We start from the raw sequence: 22394 nt of genomic DNA on the forward strand, positions 1-22394 counted from the left end.
AATAAATAAGTTGTAAATATTTTCTATAAAAATCAAAAACAATAAAGACATTATTCTTTATAAGGTCTATTGGACGGTATTAAATATCGATGAAATGATGGGACTTATAGAAGAAAGACAGCAACATAGAAATAATAAATCAAGGGCACATGATGTGCCCTTTTATAGCGTACTTAATACAATACAACCAATAACTATCGTTGATAAAATTAGTGCGTATTACGGGTTAAATCAGCTGCTGTTAATGCCGCAGTATTGGTGTAACGACCATTATCAATACTTGGTAATGCAACCTTGCCGCTATTAACCAGTTTAGCGATACGTTGTTGATCAGCTTTAGAGGTTGATAAGCCAATAACCGACCAATCATTTTCAGTTTTACCTGTAATATGGCCTTTTTTAACATCACGAATATAACGCATGGTTAATTGACGAACGGTGCCAGCTTCAGTGCCGTAATGGGCTTTTGAATCAAACAGCACCTTAAATTTATGGCCTTCAAGTACCCCACCTTTTTTCGTTAAATGTCCCATACGGTAGCTATTCATGCCTAAATTAATAGTTTGTGCATCCGTAATCGGTTTACCGTTCATTTTAAGGTTGGTAATACGATGACCTGCGGCTTTGGTTAAATCAATTTGGTAAGTAACGCCACCGAAAATGTCGTGGGTACTGTATTTTGATGAACGACGTTTAGCATCAAAGCTGTAGGTTAGATCAGTCGGCTTCACACTATTAAAATACCCCGCTGACCATTCCATATAGGTTTTTAAATCTTTTCCCGTCATTTCATAAACTGTGTATTCACCACCAGCATATTCGTAGTTAAAGTTAATATCTTTAACTTTAATATCGCCGACAGGTAACGATGGATTCATATTATCAAGGTGGACCGCAATCACATTGGCTTGCGGAGCAAAATAAAAACCAACTTCTTGGAAAAGTGACGTTAATCCAGTGTCGTGTAATTGGCTATCTGGAATGCCTGTAATGGTATTTTGCGGCACCAGATCTTGACCATCTAATTGACCAATAACTTTATTCGCATCTTGCTGAAGCTTATGATGATAAGGCTTAAAGATAGTTTCCATCGTTGGGTCTGATGGTAATTTATTCATATTATAAGTGAAGCTATCTTTATTGATTAGGGTGTATTTACCCTGCGCATCTTTTTTGAAATTTAAATCAATGCGAGATAACGCGCGACCATATTTATACGGTTCAGTAATAATAACCCCATTGATCATCGCCTTATCTACTTTAACGTGCATATGGCCCGCAACAATGGCGGCTAACTCTGGGTTTGCACGCGCAATATCACCTACGCCAGTATCGGCAATGTTATTTTCGTTATCAATACCCATATGCGCCACTAAAATGATGGCATCAGTTTTATCTTTAATTTGGGTAATAACTTTTTTAACTTCCAGACTTGGGTTACTAAAGGTCAGATCTTGCAAGCGATCACTGCCATTAGCAAAAGCGGCGATCATTGGCGTATCCATACCAATGATGCCAATTTTGACCCCCTTACGTTCAACAATTTTATAAGACGGTAAAAAAGGAGAGGTTGCATTATGGAAAATATTACCGGCGAGTGGCGTTCCGTTAAAGGTTGTAATGGTATTTTTAAGTACCTTTAAACCAAAATCAAATTCATGATTACCCAATACATAGGCGTCATATTTTAATTGGTTAAAGCCTAACATCATCGGGCTGATAGGATCGTTTTTAAAGGTTTCGATATTATTACCCTGAATCGCATCACCCGCATCGACTAAGATAATCTCAGGATCTTGCTTTCTTAGCTCGCCAACTTTGGTCGCGATTTGGCTTAAACTGCCGGATAAGTTAGGTTTATCGGTGGTGTAATCCCAAGGAATAAATCGCCCATGAAGATCTGATGTACCTAAAATTGTAATATCGACTTGCTCTGCATAAACAGATTGTGAACTAACTAAAAAGGAAAATAATACTGTTTTATAAATGTTCTTATTCATTACTTGAATGACTCATCCGTTGATTTAAACCACCTATGGCATAAGAGCACAATTATACACAATCAACATATTAATATTCCTGAGATGCATAACAATTATGTGATTTATATTTAGAAATGAGGAAAGACAACAAACCGCAAGGAATAATACAAGGCACGAGGTATCAGGGCCGAGGGAAAAGCAATAAACGGCATCGTCTTTAATCTCGATAGTCACCTTTTCGAAATATCGAAACCTATAACAAAGGTCGCTTTAAATAAGCTAAAAACAAACGTTATCCGCACGAAAAAAAACATACCAACAATACATTCACAATGAATCCTGTTTAAAATAAAGGCACGAGGTAAAGCACTTTATCTCGATACTCGCGACCTAGAAACCTCATCCCTAAAATCCTCTCTACCTTTCTTTCATAAAAAAACCCAGCCTTATCGACTGGGTTTTTAAGCTACATGCTTAGTGCAGTATCAGTGATTAACCGATGTGCGTCGCGTTACGCATGTACTTACGTAGTACTTCAGGGATCATAATACGGCCATCTGCTTCTTGGTTATTTTCAAGAATAGCAACCATAGTACGACCAACAGCAAGACCAGAACCGTTTAGTGTGTGTAGTAACTCAGGCTTCTTCTCGCCTTTACGACGGAAACGCGCTTGCATACGACGTGCTTGGAAATCCCACATGTTTGAACATGAAGAAATCTCACGGTAAGTTTCTTGAGCAGGAACCCACACTTCTAAGTCGTAAGTTTTGCAAGAACCAAAGCCCATATCGCCAGTACAAAGTACCACTTTACGGTAAGGTAGCTCTAGAAGTTGTAGCACTTTCTCAGCATGACCTGTTAGTTCTTCAAGTGCTGCCATTGAATCTTCAGGGCGAGTGATCTGAACTAGCTCAACTTTGTCGAACTGGTGCATACGGATAAGACCACGAGTATCACGACCGTAAGAACCCGCTTCTGAACGGAAACATGGCGTGTGTGCAGTCATCTTGATTGGCAAATCTGCTTCATCAGTAATGGTGTCACGCATCATGTTTGTTACAGGCACTTCTGCTGTTGGAATTAATGAAAGCACGCGAGGCTCTTCATCATTCACTTTTTCAGTTAGCGGTTGAGTGTGGAATAGATCTTCACCAAATTTAGGTAATTGACCTGTACCAAATAGGCTGTCAGCGTTCACTAGGTACGGTACGTACATTTCTGTGTAACCGTGCTCTTCAGTGTGAAGATCTAGCATGAACTGTGCAATTGCGCGGTGTAGACGAGCAAATTGACCTTTCATTACGATGAAACGTGCGCCAGTAATTTTTACAGCACTTGCGAAATCTAGACCACCAGCCATTTCACCAAGATCAACATGATCTTTCACTTCGAAGTCATACGCTTTTGGCTGACCCCAACGTGAAACTTCAACGTTTTCTGACTCATCTTTACCTGTTGGTACTGACTCATCAGCGATGTTTGGTAGCATTTGAGTGATAGTATCAAGTTGAGTTTGAAGCTCAGCTAATGCTGTTTTTGCTTCATCAAGCTCAGAACCTAGGTTGCCGACTTCCGCCATAATACGCTCAGCTTCAGCGTGATCACCTTTTGCTTTTGCCTGACCAATCGACTTCGATCGCGAGTTACGCTGTGCTTGAAGCTCTTCTGTTTTTACTTGAAGAGACTTACGTTGCTCTTCTAAGTTGCGTAAAGTTTCTACATCAAGGTTAAAACCACGACGCGCGAGTTTTGCAGCTGTTTCATCCAGCTCAGTTCGAAGTAATTTAGAATCTAGCATGCTAATCCTGTGCTCTTAATAGTCTGAAATGCGCGTTATTTAGGCATTTCTTATTAAAATAGTTGTAGTTGGGAGGCAACCATAACAAATTGTTGCCAATCACTTAACGATACCCAAAAAGCCTTATTATTGGTAGCGCTTTAGCGGGCTTTTTGCATCTAAAGAAGCAAGATAATCCAACTTTTCTGATATTTTTATCTCTAAGCCCCGTTTTGAAGGCTGATAATAAACTCGATCACGAATTTCGCGCGGTAAATACACTTCACCAGGAGCATAAGCACCTGGTTCATCATGAGCATAACGATAACCTTCACCATAGCCCAATTCTTTCATCAGTTTGGTTGGTGCATTACGTAAATGTGGCGGCACTTCAAAATCAGGAAATTCACGCGCATCGGCTTTAGCAAGGTTGAACGCAACATACACCGCATTACTTTTAGCAGCACAGGCTAAATAGACAATGGCTTGGGCTATCGCTCGTTCACCTTCATAAGCGCCAACGCGGGTATAACAATCCCATGCCGACACAGCGACTTGCATCGCACGAGGATCAGCATTACCAATATCTTCTGATGCAATGGCTAATAATCGACGCGCAACATACAGTGGATCACACCCTGCTTGCAGCATTCTCGCAAACCAATACAGCGCACCATCGGCATTAGAACCACGAATAGATTTATGTACAGCAGAAATCATGTCATACCAAAGATCGCCTTTGTTATCAAACCGAGCAACTTTTTCACCCGTGACTTCAGCTAATAACTCTACCGTGATTTGTTTGATGCCCTGCTTATCTTCTTCAGCCATATCTATTAACTGTTCAAGATAATTAAGTGACATTCGTGCATCACCACGTACAAATTCAGCCAATTGCTGTTTTACTTCACCTACAAACTCAAAATTGGTTTCGCTAATACCACGTTCTTTATCTGTTAACGCTTGTTCAATCACTTCAAGAATTTCATCATCTTCAAGGGATTTTAATTTATACACCCGCGCACGGGATAACAGAGCGTTATTAAGCTCAAACGAAGGATTTTCAGTGGTCGCGCCAATAAAGGTCACGGTGCCATCTTCGATATGTGGCAAAAATGCATCTTGCTGGCTTTTATTGAACCGATGTACTTCATCAACAAATAAAATAGTACGTCTGCCTGCCATTTTATTATCACGCGCTTTATCTATTGCTGCGCGAATATCTTTAATGCCTGAGGTAACTGCAGAAACGCGTTCAACTTCAGCATTGGCATAATTGGCAGCCACTTCGGCTAAGGTTGTTTTACCTGTTCCTGGTGGTCCCCACAAAATCATCGAGTGCAATTGACCCGCTTTTAATGCTCGACGCAGTGGTTTTCCTTCACCAAGAATATGTTGTTGACCAATGTATTCCTCTACCGTTCGTGGCCGCATTCTTGCTGCCAAAGGTCTAAAATCCGAGGAAAAATCTAGGCTGAAATTATTCAATATAATGACTCCCCTAAGACAGAAAAAGGTGGCTCATTCGCCACCTTCTCATAATAATTAATTAGAATAACAATTAGTTACGTTGGTCATCTAACTCCACACCTTTTGGCGGTGTAAAGGTAAATAAACTGGCTGCAGGTGTTGTGCGTTTAAAATCGCTCAAGACATACTGACTACGTTGCCCATCAGTTTCAATGACTGAGAAATTACGGACATCACCTGCTTTTGATACCGTGACCACGAATTTATCCATTGATGATGTTTTATCTTTTGGAGTTAAGGTAAAGGTATCCACTAACTGAGCGACATTATACTTCGACCAATCACTTGCACTATTACGGGTTAATAATACAAACGGCGTTTGCTCTGTCGCATCTTTAAGCCACATTGCTGTTACTTGCTCAACAAACGGGCTGTAATACCATACGGTTTTACCATCAGAAACCAATAAACTTTCATCAGGTGTCACGGTTTTCCAACGAAATAAATTAGGGCGTTTAATCGATAAATCGCCAGTACCATTTACTAAAACTTCACCATCAGGGCTGGTGACTTTTTGAGTAAAGTTAGCGCTAAATGCATTCACTTTATCAAGACGGCTACTTAGTGCTTGTTGCGGTGTTGCAGCCCATGCACTTGACGCAACCAACATTGGTGCGGCAACTAACATGCTCATTACGAGTTTCTTCATCATATTCGCTAACCTCTTTAGTATTAAACCGCTGTGACAATCTCTATCACAGCGGTTTTATTTACACTTTAGTGCTTACAGCATACGTAGCTATTTATCGCTAGCCATTAATCGAGATGCTGTACTGGTGGCGGCGCTAATACTTCACGGTTAGCATTATGCCCCGGAGCACTCACGATGCCATGTGCTTGTAATTGATCAACAATACGAGCGGCGCGGTTATAACCGATCTTAAATCGACGCTGTACGCCTGAAATAGATGCTCGACGCGTTTCTGCTACAAAAGCAGCCACCTCATCAAATAGCTGGTCTAAATCATCGTCACCCGATGGTGCTTCACCCGGAAGCAAACTATCGGCACCTTGATCTGTGTTTAAAATGCTATCGATATATTGAGGTCTACCACGTGCTTTCCAATCGTTAACCACGTTATGCACGTCATCATCAGATGCAAATGCACCATGAACACGAATGGTATGACTTTGACCTGACGGTAAGTACAACATATCACCCATGCCTAACAATGTTTCTGCACCACCTTGATCAAGAATAGTGCGTGAGTCAGTTTTAGTTGATACGGTAAATGCCATTCGCGTTGGAATATTAGCTTTAATCAAGCCTGTAATTACATCAACAGAAGGACGCTGAGTGGCTAATACAAGGTGAATACCTGCTGCTCGAGCTTTTTGAGCCAAACGAGCAATTAGTTCTTCTACTTTTTTACCCACAACCATCATTAAATCAGCAAATTCATCGACAATCACCACAATACTTGGCATTTTTTCCAATAACGGTGGGTACTCATCCATGGTATCACCCGGTTTCCATAATGGATCATGAATTGGGTGACCAGCTTCTGCTGCTTCTTTAAGTTTAGCGTTATAACCTGCAAGGTTACGTACACCACAAGCCGCTAACACTTTATAACGACGTTCCATTTCACCGACACACCAACGAAGCGCATTACCAGCATCTTTCATGTCAGTAACTACTTCGGTTAATAGATGTGGAATACCTTCATAGATTGATAGTTCCAACATTTTCGGGTCAATCATAATGAAGCGACAATCTTCTGGTTTACATTTGTAAAGTAAGCTCAGAATCATGACATTCACACCAACTGATTTACCAGAACCGGTGGTACCTGCAACCAATAAGTGTGGCATTTTACTTAAATCAGCCACAACAGCATCGCCCGCAATATCGTTACCTAAAACGATAGGCAGTGCACCACCAACATGCTGGAATTGCTCACTCGCAACCACTTCCGACATATAAACCGTTTCACGGCTCTTATTGGGCAGCTCTAAACCAATGTAAGGTTTACCTGGAATCACTTCAACCACACGTACTGATGTGGTTGATAATGCACGCGCTAAATCTTTTGATAGCCCAGAAATACGACTCACTTTTACGCCAGGGGCAAGGTCAAGCTCATAGCGTGTAATAACCGGGCCAGGATAAATACCTTTAACTTGTACTTTGATTTTATAATCAGCAAGTTTTGATTCAATTAGTGCCGCTGTCGCTTGTAACTCTTCATCAGATGCTTTTTCAACCGTTTTACGTGCTGGCTGTAGTAAATCTAATGTTGGCATTGGTGATGTTGGAACCGGAAGATCAGGCTCTTTTTGCATTAAGAAAGGATTATCTAATCCTGCAAGGTGTGCTTGTTCTTTTTGTTTATCACGAATACGTTTTAGGAAAATTTCCTCGTCTGTTAATCCCTCTTCTGAAGTATCAACAGCCGCTGTCGGTGCAAAAGACGCCGCAACAGGTTCAGCATAGACTTGTGATGCAGTAGGTTGCTCACTAACGACAGCATTAATTACATGCTGTGTTTGCTCATCAACCGCAACAGTAAAATCTTCATCTTTTTCAAGCTCGCGCTCAAGTGCTGAAACAGATAAACCTTGTATCGGTGCTACTTGTTCTACTGGTGCAACATAGGCTTGAGGTTCAACATACGGTGCAGCCTGTTCAACTGGCGCAACATAGGCTTGAGGTTCAACATATGGTGCTACCTCTTCAACTGGCGCAACATAAGCTTGAGGTTCAACTTGTGGTGCTGCCTCTTCAACTGGCGCAACGTAAGCTTGAGGTTCAACATATGGTGCAGCCTGTTCTACTGGCGCAACATAAGCTTGAGGTTCAACTTGTGGTGCAGCCTGTTCTACTGGCGCAACATAAGCTTGAGGTTCAACATACGGTGCTGCCTGTTCTACTGGCGCAACATAAGCTTGAGGTTCAACATACGGTGCAGCCTGTTCTACTGGCGCAACATAAGCTTGAGGTTCAACATACGGTGCTGCCTGTTCTACTGGCGCAACATAAGCTTGAGGTTCAACTTGTGGTGCTGCGATATCCATTAATGGATCAGCGGCAACAGCAGCGGTTGAATGAATAATCGGTGTTTGCTGTGCTGCGTTATAAACCGGGACTTTACGCTCAAAAGAGTGACCAGCAGACGCTTCTTCATGAGCTGAATTCGCATAAGACGACAATAGTGGATCATCATGCTCGTCATTAACATCATGCAGATGCTTGGCATAAGGCATATCTGCTTCGGCTGCAATTTCAGTGGCAAACGGACGCATCATTTCATGTTTATCTGAACGTAACTTATTCAATATCCATGTTAAGCTTGATAGTGTTTTTTCACCCAATTGATCAACAATGGTTGTCCACGAAACACCCGTAAAGAGCGTAAAGCCAATCGCCCATGCAAACATGAGGAGTAAGGTTGCACCTAGTACATTGAGTAATGGTAACGATACGTTGGCAACAACATCACCAATAACACCGCCTGATGAGAAATACCAAATATCATCAAAGTTAAGATCGGCTAAACCACAACTGCTTAAGATTAATAAAATCAATCCCAACCAACGAGTGCCGTAAACCATATAATCCAATGACAGCATTTTGGTTCGACGCTGAAAAACAAACCAGCCTAATGACACTAAAATAATCGGAATAACGTAAGCCAGTGATCCAAAAATAAAGAACAGAGTATCTGCGACTAACGCGCCAAATGAGCCTGCTTTATTCTGAACAACACCTTCCCAAGCAGTCTGCGACCAAGATGGGTCTGCCGGATTAAATGTGACTAGCGCTACCATCATATAAATGGCGACTAAAATACTGATGATCAAAAAACCTTCAATAATGCGTTGCCCACCCGATAAACGCATTTTGGGCAGTTTTTTACCTTTAAACTTCCTCAAGAATAACTCCGGTGTTTCTATCAAATTCAAATGTTTTGCCAACAAGCTGATATTTTCAGCGACTAAAGTGGCGCCTTTGCTGCTAATAACAACACTACATCCAATACCCAGCCACGTTGTTGGCAAACTCACAAATATAAAGTAAATGTTTTAATGCCATCATTCTATACTAAAAGACCACATTGTCTGTGTTCGTCGCCCTTTAAAATAAAATTATTTTCAAATAGTAAGCAATAAAAGCTAATTATCTCAAACGGCTAGTCGTTACTTATTTTAGACGGTCTGCCGTCAAATAAATTCATCATTATGTCAATTTGTAGATCCGTTTGGATGATTAATCACCAATTATTATTTTTATAGCGTATAAACAAATACACCCTGAATAACAATCACGTTATTCAGGGTGTATATATATCTCAATCTTCGATTGCTTAAAGCACGAATATCTAGCGTGTTTTAATAACCAAGTTGTTGCTTTGCTTAACTTCTTCCATAACAACATAGGTACGAGTATCGTTAACACCAGGAAGACGTAGCAAAGTTTCACCAAGCAATTTACGGTAAGCCGACATATCTGATACACGTGTTTTCAACAAATAGTCAAAATCACCAGAAACTAAATGACATTCCTGAATATCTTCTAGCTCTTGTACCGACTTATTAAACTGCTCAAAAACATCTGGCGCACCACGGTTGAGAGTGATCTCAACAAACACAAGTAGTGATGCATCAAGAAACTGTGGGTTTAATAGTGCAGTATAACCGCTGATATAGCCTTGGCGCTCTAATCGACGTACACGCTCTAAACAAGGTGTCGGTGATAAGCCAACACGCTTAGAAAGCTCGACGTTTGAAATTCGACCGTCTTTTTGAAGTTCATTCAAAATATTACGGTCTATGCGATCCAATTCCTTGGATGGTTTCTTTTTGGTATCTACCATTTTTTATTCCACCTTCTCACTTCCTTGCAAAAAAATATACTACATCTTATCTATTTTTAGAATCAAATACTCTAATAGTCAAACAATCCGTGATAAATATCAGACGATCATGCTATTTAGTTACGATATTGTTGGATTTTATTTCTACCTATGACTATAACCATCCTCAAATACTGAAGGATTTTACTAGCAGCTGCTCATCAAAAACAAATATTTAACTATGTTGTACCAAAACAAAACGGATTATCAAAGTAAATTAATCATATCAACACAAATACATTAACATAATTTAACAACTGTGAGTTTTAATCATCTATCTGTCTATTACAGCAATAGTTATACAATCATTATTCAAAAAATTAAAATAACGAATATCATGTATTTTTTTTAATGAAATTTGTGCTAGATCAAAAAAACACGATCTGACTTTTCACATTTAACTCTTCAAAAAAGCCTATTACTACGGTATTTTTGTCGTCAATCTAGCTTCTTTTTTTTATTAAAGTTGAGACGCTATTAAACGTTTGTCGCCCGAATTCAATAGGGCAAGCAAATAATTGATTGTCTTACATCCTCTTCCTTTACGACTGCAATTTACCTACAATCAGTCTTCCATAATAATAATATTATTCAGCCTGGAGAAAAAATGAGTAACGTAAAACATTGTGAACTACTCATCCTTGGTTCTGGACCAGCGGGTTATACTGCTGCTGTCTATGCTGCACGTGCAAACCTCTCACCAGTAATGATCACAGGTATGCAGCAAGGTGGTCAACTTACGACTACTACTGAAATTGAAAACTGGCCTGGCGATGCTGATGAGCTAACAGGCCCAGCACTTATGGACCGCATGAAAGCCCATGCAGAGAAATTTGAAACTGAAATTATCACTGACTTTATTAGTGAAACTGATTTCAGCCAGCGCCCTTTCCGCTTAAAAGGCGAAAACAGTGAATACACCTGTGATGCGCTTATTATCTCAACCGGTGCTTCTGCAAAATACATTGGTTTAGACTCAGAAGAAGCATTTAAAGGCCGTGGCGTATCTGCTTGTGCGACTTGTGATGGTTTCTTTTACCGTAACCAAAAAGTTGCCGTTATCGGTGGTGGTAACACCGCTGTTGAAGAAGCGTTATATCTGTCAAATATTGCCGCAGAAGTACACCTTGTTCACCGTCGCGATAGCTTCCGTTCTGAGAAAATTCTAATCAATCGTCTGATGGAAAAAGTCGCCAACGGCAATATCATTTTGCACACTGATAGTACCCTTGATGAAGTCTTAGGGGATGACATGGGTGTAACAGGTTTACGTCTTAAAGATACCCAATCAGATGCAACTGAAGAACTTGATGTAATGGGTGTGTTTATTGCTATTGGCCACCAGCCAAATACCACTATTTTCAATGGTCAATTAGATATGGAAAATGGCTATATTAAAGTCCAATCTGGTATCCACGGTAATGCTACTCAAACCAGTGTTGAGGGTATTTTTGCTGCGGGTGACGTAATGGATCATAGCTACCGCCAAGCTATCACTTCTGCTGGAACAGGCTGTATGGCCGCATTGGATGCTGAGCGTTATTTAGACGCTCTCGCAGATCAAAATAAGTAACATCAAGCCTCTGTTTATACAGCAGCTTTTTTCCTTACAGCAGCATAAATTTCAATTTTTGTTGTTGTAAGAGCGACTTACCATAAATACCGTAATGAAACCTTATTTATATGGATAAACAATTACAACGCGATTTGACCAAATGGTTAAAATCCCAAAGTAAACTCGCCAAACGTTGGATGATGTTCAGTATTGGCTTAGGGTTTATTTCGGGATTATTGCTTGTCGGGCAAGCAGCTTTATTAGCCAATATTTTGCATCAATTGATCATGGAGCATACCGATAAATACCAACTTATTAATCAGTTTGTTGGTCTTATTGTTATCGTTGGTTTACGTGCATTATGTAGCTGGGGACGAGAGGTTTGTGGTTACCGTTGCGGTGAACAAATTCGACTCCATATTCGCCAATTAATTCTCAACCGCTTACAAAATCTCGGTCCTGCTTATATCAAGGGTAAACCGGCTGGCGTATGGGCAAGTTTAGTGCTTGAGCAAGTCGAAGAAATGCAAGATTTCTTTGCGCGCTACTTACCACAAATGTCACTGGCGGTATTAATTCCGGTGGTGATTTTAGTCGTGGTATTCCCGCTTAACTGGGCTGCAGGCTTAATCTTCCTTATTACTGCACCGTTAGTTCCATTTTTTATGGCATTAGTCGGTTTAGGTGCAGCAGATGCTAACCGTCGTAACTTTAAAGCGTTACAACGTTTATCTGGTCACTTCTATGACCGTTTACAAGGTTTATCAACCCTACGATTATTTAATCGCGTTGATGCTGAAGCTGAAAATTTAGATGCCGCTTCACACGTCCTACGTAAACGCACCATGGAAGTGCTGCGATTAGCCTTTTTATCATCAGCTGTATTAGAATTCTTCTCAGCAATTTCTGTTGCTATTGTTGCAGTCTATTTTGGTTTTGCTTTCATCGGCGAACTGAACTTTGGTAACTATGGTGTACCTCTTTCGCTATTTACAGGTTTATTTGTATTAGTGCTCGCACCTGAGTTTTATCAACCACTGCGAGATCTTGGTACCTTCTACCATGCTAAAGCGCAAGCCATCGGTGCTGCTGAATCAATTGTTGAATTTTTAAACATTGAAGCAGATGAAATGAGTAACGGTGACACACCATTACCCACCCCAGATGCTATTCATATAACAGTAACCGATCTTGAAGTGCTAAGCCCTGAAGGTAAAATACTGGCAGGTCCTCTAAGCTTTACCATTAATACCAAAGAACATGTGGCATTAATTGGTCCAAGTGGCGCGGGTAAAACCAGTTTACTCAATGCCCTACTCGGCTTTTTACCTTACCGTGGCAGTATCAAAATAAACGATGTTGAACTGAATCAACTTAGGCATGATCAATGGCGTCAAGCGATCAGTTGGGTCGGTCAGAATCCATTATTAGTCCATGGTTCTGTACGCGATAACATTACGCTCGGTAATCCAAATGCCACGAATAATGATATCGAACAAGTCACTCGCCAAGCCTATGCTGATGAATTTATTCAACGTCTTGAAAAAGGCTATGAACACCATGTAGGTGATCGCTCCGGTGGTTTGTCTGTCGGCCAAGCACAACGTATTGCCGTAGCGCGTGCAATGTTACAAAACGGCGCTTTTTGGCTACTTGATGAACCCACGGCAAGCCTTGATGCTAACAGTGAGCGCTTAGTGCTAGAAAGTTTAGCTATGGCAGTTACTGATCGCACCACACTGATGGTGAGTCACCGTCTAGATCAACTGCATGCTATGGACCGCATTCTGGTTATGGATAACGGTAAATTAGTTCAAAACGGGGCTTTTGATACCATCAGTCATCAAGGTTTATTAGCTGACATGCTTACATCTACAGATAAGAGGGATCTCGATGCGTGATTTAATCCCTTACCTTAAACTCTACCGTAAACACTGGTTTGGTTTAACCTTAGGCATGATTTTAGGATTATTGACACTATTATCAGCCATTAGCCTATTAACGTTATCCGGTTGGTTCATTGCCGCTTCTGCCGTGGCAGGTCTAACCTTAATTAGTAGTCAAACGTTTAATTACATGGTACCTGGTGCTGGTGTACGTGGCTTTTCTATGGCACGTACAGCAGGACGGTGGGCAGAACGGGTTGTTAGTCATAACGCGACCTTTAAACTACTCGCTGATTTACGGTTATTCTTTTTTCGAAAACTGACACCATTGATTCCAGGTCGTCATGCAAATTTACGTGATGCCGACTTACTCAATCGCTTAGTGGCAGATGTTGATGCAATGGATCACGTCTATCTGCGTTTAGTTAGCCCACTGATTATCGGTGTGCTAGGTATTGTTATTGTGACGGGCTTTTTAGCTTGGTTTGATCCCACTATTGGTTTTACTCTTGGTGGCATATTATTAGCATTAATGATTATTTTACCGATTGTTTTTTATCGTTTAGGTAAGCGCAATGGTGAAACATTAACTCACGCTAAAGCAAACTACCGCATTACGTTATTAGATTGGATTCAAGGTCACGCTGAATTATTGCTGTTTAATGCAGAAGAACGTTACCGTCAACAAGCAGAAGCAGAACAAGATAAATTACTTGATGCTCAGCGAAAAATGGCAGGGTTAACCGGCATTGCTAATGGCTTATTAATGGCAGCTACAGGCTGGACGTTAGTGATTATCCTGTGGATTGCAGCCAACGGTATTGCAGGTCATGCACCCGATCCTTTTGTAGCAATGGTGGCTTTTACTACCATGGCAAGTTTTGAAATGATGATGCCAGTAGCGGGTGCATTTCAGTATTTAGGCCAAACATTATCATCGGCAAAGCGTCTTAATGAAATTATTGAAGCAACGCCTGATACTGTGTTTGATCCTCAAGGTTATAACGCAGTAGCCCATGGTGATATTTGTTTTAATGACATCAGCTACACCTATTACGGCAGTGATAAACCCGTTGTTAAACACTTATCACTGAATATTAAGCAAGGTGAAAAATTAGCCTTACTTGGCCGTACTGGTTGTGGTAAATCAACTTTATTACAATTACTCACCCGCAGCTGGGATCCACAACAAGGATCGATTGCCATTGATGGTGTACCACTGCCAACATGGAGTGAACCTGCATTACGTAATGCCATTACGGTTGTTAGCCAACGCGTCGATATATTTAATGGCTCACTACGTGAAAACCTTGTCTTAGCTAAACCAAATGCGACTGAGCAACAATTTGTGGATGTACTCAATAAAGTCGGTTTAAGCAGTCTGCTTGATGACAATGGTTTAGATACATGGCTTGGTGACGGTGGTCGTCATATTTCCGGTGGTGAACGTCGTCGAATCGGTATTGCACGCGCATTACTTCATGATGCTCCAATTCTGTTATTAGATGAACCGACCGAAGGGCTTGATCGTCGAACTGAGCAGCAAATATTAAGTTTATTGCTTGAATTTGCCAAAGACAAAACAGTGTTATTTATTACTCACCGTTTAGTTGGGCTCGATAGCATGGATCAAATTTGCTTAATGGATGAAGGTGAGATCATTGAACGCGGTCAGCATCAACAATTGCTGGCTCAAAATGGTCGTTATGCTGAATTATGTCACCGAATTTAATCAAGCATTAACCCTCTAAAACGCAGTTAACGCCAATAATCCCCGCTGATTATTGGCGTTTTTTTTATCCGTCGTTAAATGTTATATTGCCATTAGTAGCCTTTGACTTGCATGTTGTTGATAATAAATGACGATTTATATACCTGAAATTGATCCTTCATCATTACTATTTCCAGATCCAACAACAGCCCTTGCTGATCCTAATGGGCTACTGGCTTTTGGTGGTGATCTTAGCCCACAACGTTTACGTCAAGCTTACCGTCACGGCATTTTTCCGTGGTATTCACAAGGCGAACCTATTTTATGGTGGAGCCCAACCCCTCGTGGGATCTTTATTCCACAACAATTTACACCCAGTAAAAGCGTACGCAAATTTATGCGAAAAGCCCCTTATACCATCACCTTAAATCATGCCTGCCATGCGGTGATCCGCCACTGTGCAGAGTCTCGTGGTCCTGAACACACATGGATCACGGAAGCAATGATCGCGGCTTATCAGAAATTACATGATGAGGGTGACTGTCACTCGGTAGAAGTATGGCAAGATCAGCAATTAGTCGGTGGCTTTTACGGGGTTTCCGTGGGAAGTGTTTTTTGTGGAGAATCGATGTTTTCCCTTGCTGATAATGCCTCAAAAATTGCGTTATGGTATTTCTGTCACCATTTTTCAAGCCACGGTGGTACTCTCATTGATTGCCAAATGATGAATCCCCATCTAGCCTCTTTAGGTGCCTGTGAATTAAACCGCCCTGCTTTTCTAACGCAATTACATCAACAACGAGATAGTGCATTACCTACGGCCTGTTATCACCCTCAAACTTTAGTGTTATAAATGAATTAATGATGAAAGAATTATCCTTACAACTAGGTTTAACACCTGAAAGTGATTGTAATTACCTACCACAACAACGTGATCAGCTTGGTATTGTAATGGATCAACCGTGGTTAAACCCTAATGGTTATGATCTATTAATTAGTTCTGGTTATCGTCGCAGCGGTAGTGTTATTTATAAGCCAATGTGTAAAAACTGTAATGCTTGTACTCCGTTGCGGATTAATTGCACTGAATTTACACCATCAAAAAGCCAGAAACGGCAGCAAAACCAACTCAAAAAGCTGCAATGGGAATTTAAACAACAACTCGATCCTAATTGGTTTGAGCTTTATGAGCGTTATATTAATGTTCGTCATGCCAGTGGCTCAATGTTTCCTGCCAATAAACAGCAATTTTTTGATTTTGTTAGTGCTTCGTGGATGAACACGGCATTTTTACATCTCTATCAAGATAATCAATTAATTGCTATCGCAGTTACGGATGTTTTTCCTGATTCACTCAGTGCGGTTTACAGTTTTTTTGAACCTGAACATAAACTCTCACTTGGAACATTATGTGTCCTATTACAAGTTGAAGTCTGCAACCAAACACAACGCCAATGGCTCTATCCCGGTTATCAAATCGACCAATGCCGTGAGATGAACTATAAAATTCGCTTCATGCCGCATCAGAAATTAATCAATGGTGAATGGATTTCTTCGTTATTATAAAAAAAACAAAGCGGTTAAAATAACCGCAACAACCGTTGTTTTACATCTGCTTTTGTTAATTAGCTGAGAAAAAATGGATTAATCGCGAACAAAAGCTGACAAAAACAGCTAGCGAGGGTAAAATTACGTCCTAAACTTTACACTCAAACAGTTTCAAGGCATTATCCAGCCCGATCAAGATGAATGGCTGGTAGCCTAAGAGGATTCAATGGCAAAAGAAGACGTAATTGAAATGGCTGGTACTGTACTAGATACACTACCAAATACTATGTTCCGTGTTGAGCTGGAAAACGGTCACGTTGTTACTGCTCACATCTCTGGTAAGATGCGTAAAAACTACATCCGTATCCTTACTGGTGACAAAGTAACAGTGGAACTGACTCCTTACGATCTAACTAAAGGTCGCATCGTCTTCCGCGCACGTTAATCTTTCTCTAAAAGATTAGTGCTGCAAATAAAACCCAGCCTATTTGCTGGGTTTTATTTTAGCGAATGATGGTAACAAGAGTCATAATATAAAAACGCCGCAGATAGTTGTTACTATCTACGGCGTTTTTGTTTATGCAACATACCCTAACAAGATTCTGTTAGTGGGCAGCTTCCATTTCACTACTGAATTGGAAATCAAGTTCACCATTAATGTAGTCAACACGAACAGAACCACCATTAACCAATGAACCGAACAACAATTCATTCGCAAGTGGCTTTTTAAGGTTCTCTTGAATCACACGCGCCATTGGGCGAGCACCCATCGCCTTGTCATAGCCTTTATCTGACATCCACTCACGTGCACGTTCAGAGACTTCCATTGATACGCCACGCGCATCTAGCTGTGCTTGTAATTCCACAATAAACTTATCAACCACTTGGCCAATAATGTCTTTTTCAAGATGATTAAACCAAATAATATTATCAAGACGGTTACGGAATTCTGGTGTAAATACGCGTTTGATCTCAGCCATCGCATCATGGCTATGATCCTGCTGAATAAGACCAATCGATTTACGTACTGTTTCCGTCACACCGGCGTTAGTTGTCATCACAAAAATAACATTACGGAAATCCGCTTTACGACCGTTATTGTCGGTAAGCGTACCGTTATCCATTATTTGTAACAGTAAATTGAACACATCAGGATGCGCTTTTTCAATTTCATCAAGTAAAACAACGGAGTGAGGATTTTTAATGACGGCATCTGTTAATAATCCACCTTGGTCATAACCCACATAACCAGGAGGTGCACCAATTAAGCGGCTTACTGTATGACGTTCCATGTACTCAGACATATCAAAACGTAGCAGCTCAATGCCCATTGTACGTGCTAACTGGACTGTTACTTCCGTTTTACCGACACCAGTAGGACCGGCAAATAAGAATGAACCAACAGGCTTATTATCAGCACTGAGTCCTGCACGGCTAAGTTTGATAGCTTCCGTTAATACATCAATCGCACTATCTTGACCAAAGACCAACATTTTTAATCGGCGATCAAGGCTTTGAAGTACATCACGATCACTGCTTGAAATTGATTTTTCAGGAATACGAGCCATACGAGCGATCATCGACTCAATATCACCGACATTCACCGTTTTTTTACGACGGCTTGCCGGGGCTAAACGACAACGCGCACCCGCTTCATCAATCACATCAATCGCTTTATCAGGTAAGTGACGTTCGTTAATGTATTTGGCTGATAACTCAACCGCAGCACGAATCGCTTTATTGGTAAAACGAACTTCATGGTGCGCTTCATATTTAGATTTCAACCCCATCAAGATTTTAGTGGTGTCATCCAATGAAGGTTCAACCACATCAATTTTTTGGAAACGACGCGATAAGGCACGCTCTTTCTCAAAAATATTGCTGTATTCTTGATAGGTTGTTGACCCCATGCAGCGAAGCTTACCACTACTCAATAATGGTTTTAGTAAGTTAGCAGCATCAACTTGGCCGCCAGAGGCAGCACCTGCGCCAATGATGGTATGGATTTCATCAATAAATAAAATCGCATGTTCTTCTTTTTCAAGCTGCTTCAAAATACCTTTGAAACGTTTTTCAAAGTCACCACGGTATTTTGTGCCCGCTAAAAGAGAACCAATATCGAGCGAGTAAATAATACAGTCTTGAATAATTTCGGGCACTTGACCTTCAACAATACGCCATGCCAGACCTTCAGCAATTGCGGTTTTACCCACACCTGCTTCACCCACTAATAACGGGTTGTTTTTTCGACGGCGGCACAGCACTTGAATCGTACGCTCAAGTTCTTTATCTCGACCAATTAGAGGATCAATACCACCCGATTTGGCAAGTTGATTGAGGTTGGTAGCAAAATTCTCAAGTTTGTCTTCTGAGCTTGCTTGTTCGGTACGTTGTTCTTCGTTATTGCCAATCTCTGACGGATTCACATCATCATTATCACTGCCTTTCACAGTGCCATGAGAAATAAAGTTCACCACATCAAGACGACTAATATCACTTTTCTTAAGCAAATATGCTGCGTGTGATTCTTGCTCACTAAAAATAGCAACCAATACATTCGCACCAGTAACTTCACTGCGACCAGAGGATTGGACATGGAACACGGCACGTTGTAACACCCGTTGAAAACTCAATGTTGGTTGGGTTTCTCGGCTCTCATCATCCATTGGAATTAAGGGTGTTGTTTGTTCAATGAAAGAATCTAGCTCTTTACGCAACTGGTCAAGATCAGCACGACATGCTAATAACGCCTCTTGTGTGGCTACATTGTCTAACAGTGCCATCAATAAATGTTCTACCGTCATAAATTCATGACGCTTTTCCCTTGCTCGTGCAAATGCACCGTTCAGGCTTGCTTCAAGTTCTTTATTTAGCATAAGGCACCTCCCCTAAAAACCACTCAATATGGCGTGCCGGAAAAAGATTATGCTTTTTCCATCGTACACAACAACGGGTGTTCATTTTCCCGCGCGTACATCATTACTTGCGCAACTTTTGTTTCTGCTACTTCGGCAGTGAAAGTGCCACAAATGGCTTTACCTTCATAATGCACCGCAAGCATCAACTGAGAAGCTTTTTCCAGATCCATGGAAAAAAATGTTTGTAACACATCAATCACAAAATCCATCGGCGTATAGTCATCATTATTTAGCACTACTTTATACATCGATGGCGGCTTAACTTGGATTTCTTCTTTATCTAAGACATCAGATTCAGGATTCATCCATTCGTATAACTTACTCATAGTTTTATCTTAGTTCATTAATTCGTGAGCTGGCTATAGCCAAGTTAACAAAAGATTTTATCAAAATGTTACAAACAATACTTGACTGACTAGTTAATTTTACTACATTGTAAAATATAGTAGATATAATCTGCATCAAAATCGCATTAGTATGCAATCAAACATTACTCGATAAGCAACTAATGTCAAATGGAACTTGAATGCAAAAAGGATGTATAGCATGGCAACAGGTACAGTGAAATGGTTCAATAACGCTAAAGGATTTGGTTTCATCTGCCCTGAAGAAGGTGAGGATGATATTTTTGCCCACTATTCAACAATTCAGATGGATGGTTACCGCACACTTAAAGCCGGTCAGCAAGTGAACTATGAAGTTCAAACAGGTCCTAAAGGTTACCATGCCAGCGCTATTATTCCCGCCCAAGGCGATGAAGCCAAATAAATGGATCCCGTATTACTTGCACATTAAGAGGTGAGTTATCTCACCTTTTATTCGTTAACTCGAAACCAAATTTCTACTATCTAGTACAATATACCAATTACACTTCGACTTCGACAGTCATCTGGTGTTATTAATCCTTCGTATATGTTTTTATGCTGAAAAATTCAACAACCATGTGAACTCACTGTTTATTGAACACTCATAAATTGAATAAAATACGCATAAAAACGTAGCGTTGCTTTAAGTATTAAAATTAAGATTTAAACATCACAATACTTAACAAATAATACACATATAGCCTATTGCATTTCTATCCTATGCCAATTTTAATGAGCTGCCTATACTGACCGACTTTCCTTATTCTCTGTTTGAGAGTTAGCGCACGAGAGTATGATATATGTAATCTCGTTACTGATCGTCTATCGGTATAACACTTAATACATCTCACCGATAACAACACGCAACAGCCATAAAAAAAGCCCAGCCAATGCTGAGCTTTATGTATTTTAAATACGGTAATGGTTACATTTGCTCAATCATATCATCAGCAAATTCTGAACATTTACGCAGGTTAGCGCCATCCATTAGACGTTCAAAATCATAGGTTACGGTCTTATTACTGATCGCCGCTTCCATTGAACTAATAATCAAATCAGCAGCTTCTGTCCAACCCATATGACGTAACATCATTTCAGCAGACAGAATCAATGAACCAGGGTTAACCTTATCTTGGCCTGCATACTTAGGTGCTGTACCGTGAGTCGCTTCAAACAGCGCCACACCATCACCAATATTGGCACCCGGTGCAATACCAATGCCACCCACTTGAGCTGCTAAAGCATCCGAAATGTAATCACCATTAAGGTTCATGGTTGCAATAACATCGTACTCTTCAGGGCGCAGTAAAATCTGCTGTAAGAAAGCATCAGCAATACAATCTTTGATCACAATCTCTTTGCCTGTCTTTGGATTCTTTAACGTCATCCAAGGGCCGCCATCAAGTAATTCTGCACCAAATTCTTGTAGAGCTACATCATAGCCCCAATCTTTAAACGCGCCTTCGGTAAATTTCATGATGTTACCTTTGTGTACTAAGGTTAACGAGTCACGATCATTATCAATGGTGTATTGAATTGCAGCACGTACTAGACGTTTAGTGCCCGCCTCTGATACGGGTTTAATACCAATACCACATTGCTGTGGGAATCGAATTTTTGTTGCACCCATTTCTTGCTGTAAAAATTGAATAACTTTATCAGCTTCAGGTGTACCCGCTTGGTATTCAACCCCCGCATAAATATCTTCTGAGTTTTCGCGGTAGATAACCATATCGGTTAATTGTGGACGTTTAACTGGGCTTGGAACACCATCAAAATAACGAACAGGTCGAACACAAATATAGAGATCAAGCTCTTGACGTAATGCGACGTTCAGGGAACGAATACCGCCACCAACGGGGGTTGTTAATGGGCCTTTAATAGCCACTTTGTATTCACGAATAAAATCAAGGGTTTCTTGTGGAAGCCATGCGTCATCGCCGTATACTTGGGTCGATTTTTCACCCGTGTAGATTTCCATCCACTCAATCTTTCGATCGCCGGCGTACGCTTTTTTAACTGCGGCATCAACAACTTTAATCATTGCAGGACTTACATCGATCCCGATACCGTCACCTTCGATGTACGGAATAATCGGGGTACTAGGAACAATCAATTTACCTTCAGCATCTACTGTGATTTTCTGACCCGCTGTCGGTATAATTACTTTACTATCCATTTTAAATCTCCTGGCATCCATTTGTTATCATTTTGTAAGAAGCGAGCAAATCATACTTTAAATTTTATCAATACGTCAATTGTGT

At 40.6% G+C, this 22394-nt stretch carries 15 protein-coding genes and 1 pseudogene; 7 read left to right on the top strand and 9 right to left on the bottom strand.

Translation table 11 applies throughout. The features are described from left to right. Positions 1–227 precede the first annotated feature (227 nt). From CZ809_RS12085 to lrp, 6 genes and pseudogenes are all read right to left on the bottom strand, one after another. Positions 228–2000 (bottom strand): annotated as a pseudogene (locus CZ809_RS12085) (bifunctional metallophosphatase/5'-nucleotidase); the annotation flags it as partial. Between the two features lie 474 nt (positions 2001–2474). Further along, positions 2475–3782 (bottom strand): serine--tRNA ligase, encoded by a 1308-nt coding sequence (gene serS, locus CZ809_RS12090; RefSeq protein WP_080157891.1) that lies wholly within the window; start codon positions 3780–3782, stop codon positions 2475–2477. Positions 3783–3908: 126 nt separating this feature from the next. After that, positions 3909–5255, bottom strand: coding sequence for a replication-associated recombination protein A (locus CZ809_RS12095; RefSeq protein WP_304589990.1), 1347 nt, complete (start codon positions 5253–5255; stop codon positions 3909–3911). 67 nt (positions 5256–5322) lie between these two features. Next, positions 5323–5940 carry an outer membrane lipoprotein periplasmic chaperone LolA gene (gene lolA, locus CZ809_RS12100; RefSeq protein WP_463510155.1) on the bottom strand — a complete coding sequence of 206 codons (618 nt, stop codon included), beginning with the start codon at positions 5938–5940 and terminating at the stop codon, positions 5323–5325. A 107-nt stretch (positions 5941–6047) separates the two neighbouring features. After that, positions 6048–9134 (bottom strand): DNA translocase FtsK 4TM domain-containing protein, encoded by a 3087-nt coding sequence (locus CZ809_RS12105; protein ID WP_080158159.1) that lies wholly within the window; start codon positions 9132–9134, stop codon positions 6048–6050. A 479-nt stretch (positions 9135–9613) separates the two neighbouring features. Then, the gene (lrp, locus tag CZ809_RS12110) at positions 9614–10108 is read right to left on the bottom strand and encodes a leucine-responsive transcriptional regulator Lrp (RefSeq protein ID WP_005368765.1); all 495 of its coding nucleotides are present in this window, start codon (positions 10106–10108) and stop codon (positions 9614–9616) included. Positions 10109–10754: 646 nt separating this feature from the next. Between lrp and trxB the strand changes: the two genes are divergently transcribed. From trxB to infA, 6 genes are all read left to right on the top strand, one after another. Then, positions 10755–11720 (top strand): thioredoxin-disulfide reductase, encoded by a 966-nt coding sequence (gene trxB / locus CZ809_RS12115; RefSeq protein ID WP_080157894.1) that lies wholly within the window; start codon positions 10755–10757, stop codon positions 11718–11720. 110 nt (positions 11721–11830) lie between these two features. Then, the gene (gene cydD, locus CZ809_RS12120; RefSeq protein WP_080157895.1) at positions 11831–13603 is read left to right on the top strand and encodes a heme ABC transporter permease/ATP-binding protein CydD; all 1773 of its coding nucleotides are present in this window, start codon (positions 11831–11833) and stop codon (positions 13601–13603) included. Next, positions 13596–15320 carry a heme ABC transporter ATP-binding protein/permease CydC gene (gene cydC, locus CZ809_RS12125; protein WP_080157896.1) on the top strand — a complete coding sequence of 575 codons (1725 nt, stop codon included), beginning with the start codon at positions 13596–13598 and terminating at the stop codon, positions 15318–15320. The genes cydD and cydC overlap by 8 nt, the downstream gene beginning before the upstream one ends. 127 nt (positions 15321–15447) lie before the next feature. Further along, positions 15448–16152 carry a leucyl/phenylalanyl-tRNA--protein transferase gene (gene aat / locus CZ809_RS12130; protein ID WP_080157897.1) on the top strand — a complete coding sequence of 235 codons (705 nt, stop codon included), beginning with the start codon at positions 15448–15450 and terminating at the stop codon, positions 16150–16152. A gap of 11 nt (positions 16153–16163) precedes the next feature. Next, complete coding sequence (locus CZ809_RS12135; RefSeq protein WP_080157898.1) at positions 16164–16865, top strand: arginyltransferase; 702 nt, start codon at positions 16164–16166, stop codon at positions 16863–16865. 208 nt (positions 16866–17073) lie between these two features. Beyond that, positions 17074–17292 (top strand): translation initiation factor IF-1, encoded by a 219-nt coding sequence (gene infA / locus CZ809_RS12140; RefSeq protein ID WP_005368778.1) that lies wholly within the window; start codon positions 17074–17076, stop codon positions 17290–17292. Between the two features lie 160 nt (positions 17293–17452). On the opposite strand, the gene clpA is transcribed toward infA, so the two are convergent. Further along, on the bottom strand, positions 17453–19723 hold the full coding sequence (gene clpA, locus CZ809_RS12145) for an ATP-dependent Clp protease ATP-binding subunit ClpA (protein WP_080157899.1): 2271 nt from the start codon (positions 19721–19723) through the stop codon (positions 17453–17455). 47 nt (positions 19724–19770) lie between these two features. After that, entirely contained in the window at positions 19771–20091 is a 321-nt protein-coding gene (gene clpS, locus CZ809_RS12150) for an ATP-dependent Clp protease adapter ClpS (protein ID WP_080157900.1), read from the bottom strand. A gap of 220 nt (positions 20092–20311) precedes the next feature. Between clpS and cspD the strand changes: the two genes are divergently transcribed. After that, entirely contained in the window at positions 20312–20533 is a 222-nt protein-coding gene (gene cspD / locus CZ809_RS12155; protein WP_080157901.1) for a cold shock domain-containing protein CspD, read from the top strand. A gap of 522 nt (positions 20534–21055) precedes the next feature. Here cspD and icd read toward each other — a convergent pair. Further along, on the bottom strand, positions 21056–22309 hold the full coding sequence (icd, locus tag CZ809_RS12160; protein ID WP_080157902.1) for an NADP-dependent isocitrate dehydrogenase: 1254 nt from the start codon (positions 22307–22309) through the stop codon (positions 21056–21058). Between the last annotated feature and the right edge of the window lie 85 nt (positions 22310–22394).

The organism is Photobacterium piscicola (assembly GCF_900166965.1).
GTDB classification, from domain to species: domain Bacteria; phylum Pseudomonadota; class Gammaproteobacteria; order Enterobacterales; family Vibrionaceae; genus Photobacterium; species Photobacterium piscicola.

Coding starts and splice junctions, on each gene's coding strand:
- serS (WP_080157891.1), bottom strand. CDS start 3,782: ATGCTAGATTCTAAATTACTTCGAACTGAGCTGGATGAAACAGCTGCA.
- lolA (WP_463510155.1), bottom strand. CDS start 5,940: ATGAAGAAACTCGTAATGAGCATGTTAGTTGCCGCACCAATGTTGGTT.
- CZ809_RS12105 (WP_080158159.1), bottom strand. CDS start 9,134: ATGCGTTTATCGGGTGGGCAACGCATTATTGAAGGTTTTTTGATCATC.
- lrp (WP_005368765.1), bottom strand. CDS start 10,108: ATGGTAGATACCAAAAAGAAACCATCCAAGGAATTGGATCGCATAGAC.
- trxB (WP_080157894.1), top strand. CDS start 10,755: ATGAGTAACGTAAAACATTGTGAACTACTCATCCTTGGTTCTGGACCA.
- cydD (WP_080157895.1), top strand. CDS start 11,831: ATGGATAAACAATTACAACGCGATTTGACCAAATGGTTAAAATCCCAA.
- cydC (WP_080157896.1), top strand. CDS start 13,596: ATGCGTGATTTAATCCCTTACCTTAAACTCTACCGTAAACACTGGTTT.
- aat (WP_080157897.1), top strand. CDS start 15,448: ATGACGATTTATATACCTGAAATTGATCCTTCATCATTACTATTTCCA.
- CZ809_RS12135 (WP_080157898.1), top strand. CDS start 16,164: ATGAAAGAATTATCCTTACAACTAGGTTTAACACCTGAAAGTGATTGT.
- infA (WP_005368778.1), top strand. CDS start 17,074: ATGGCAAAAGAAGACGTAATTGAAATGGCTGGTACTGTACTAGATACA.
- clpA (WP_080157899.1), bottom strand. CDS start 19,723: ATGCTAAATAAAGAACTTGAAGCAAGCCTGAACGGTGCATTTGCACGA.
- clpS (WP_080157900.1), bottom strand. CDS start 20,091: ATGAGTAAGTTATACGAATGGATGAATCCTGAATCTGATGTCTTAGAT.
- cspD (WP_080157901.1), top strand. CDS start 20,312: ATGGCAACAGGTACAGTGAAATGGTTCAATAACGCTAAAGGATTTGGT.
- icd (WP_080157902.1), bottom strand. CDS start 22,309: ATGGATAGTAAAGTAATTATACCGACAGCGGGTCAGAAAATCACAGTA.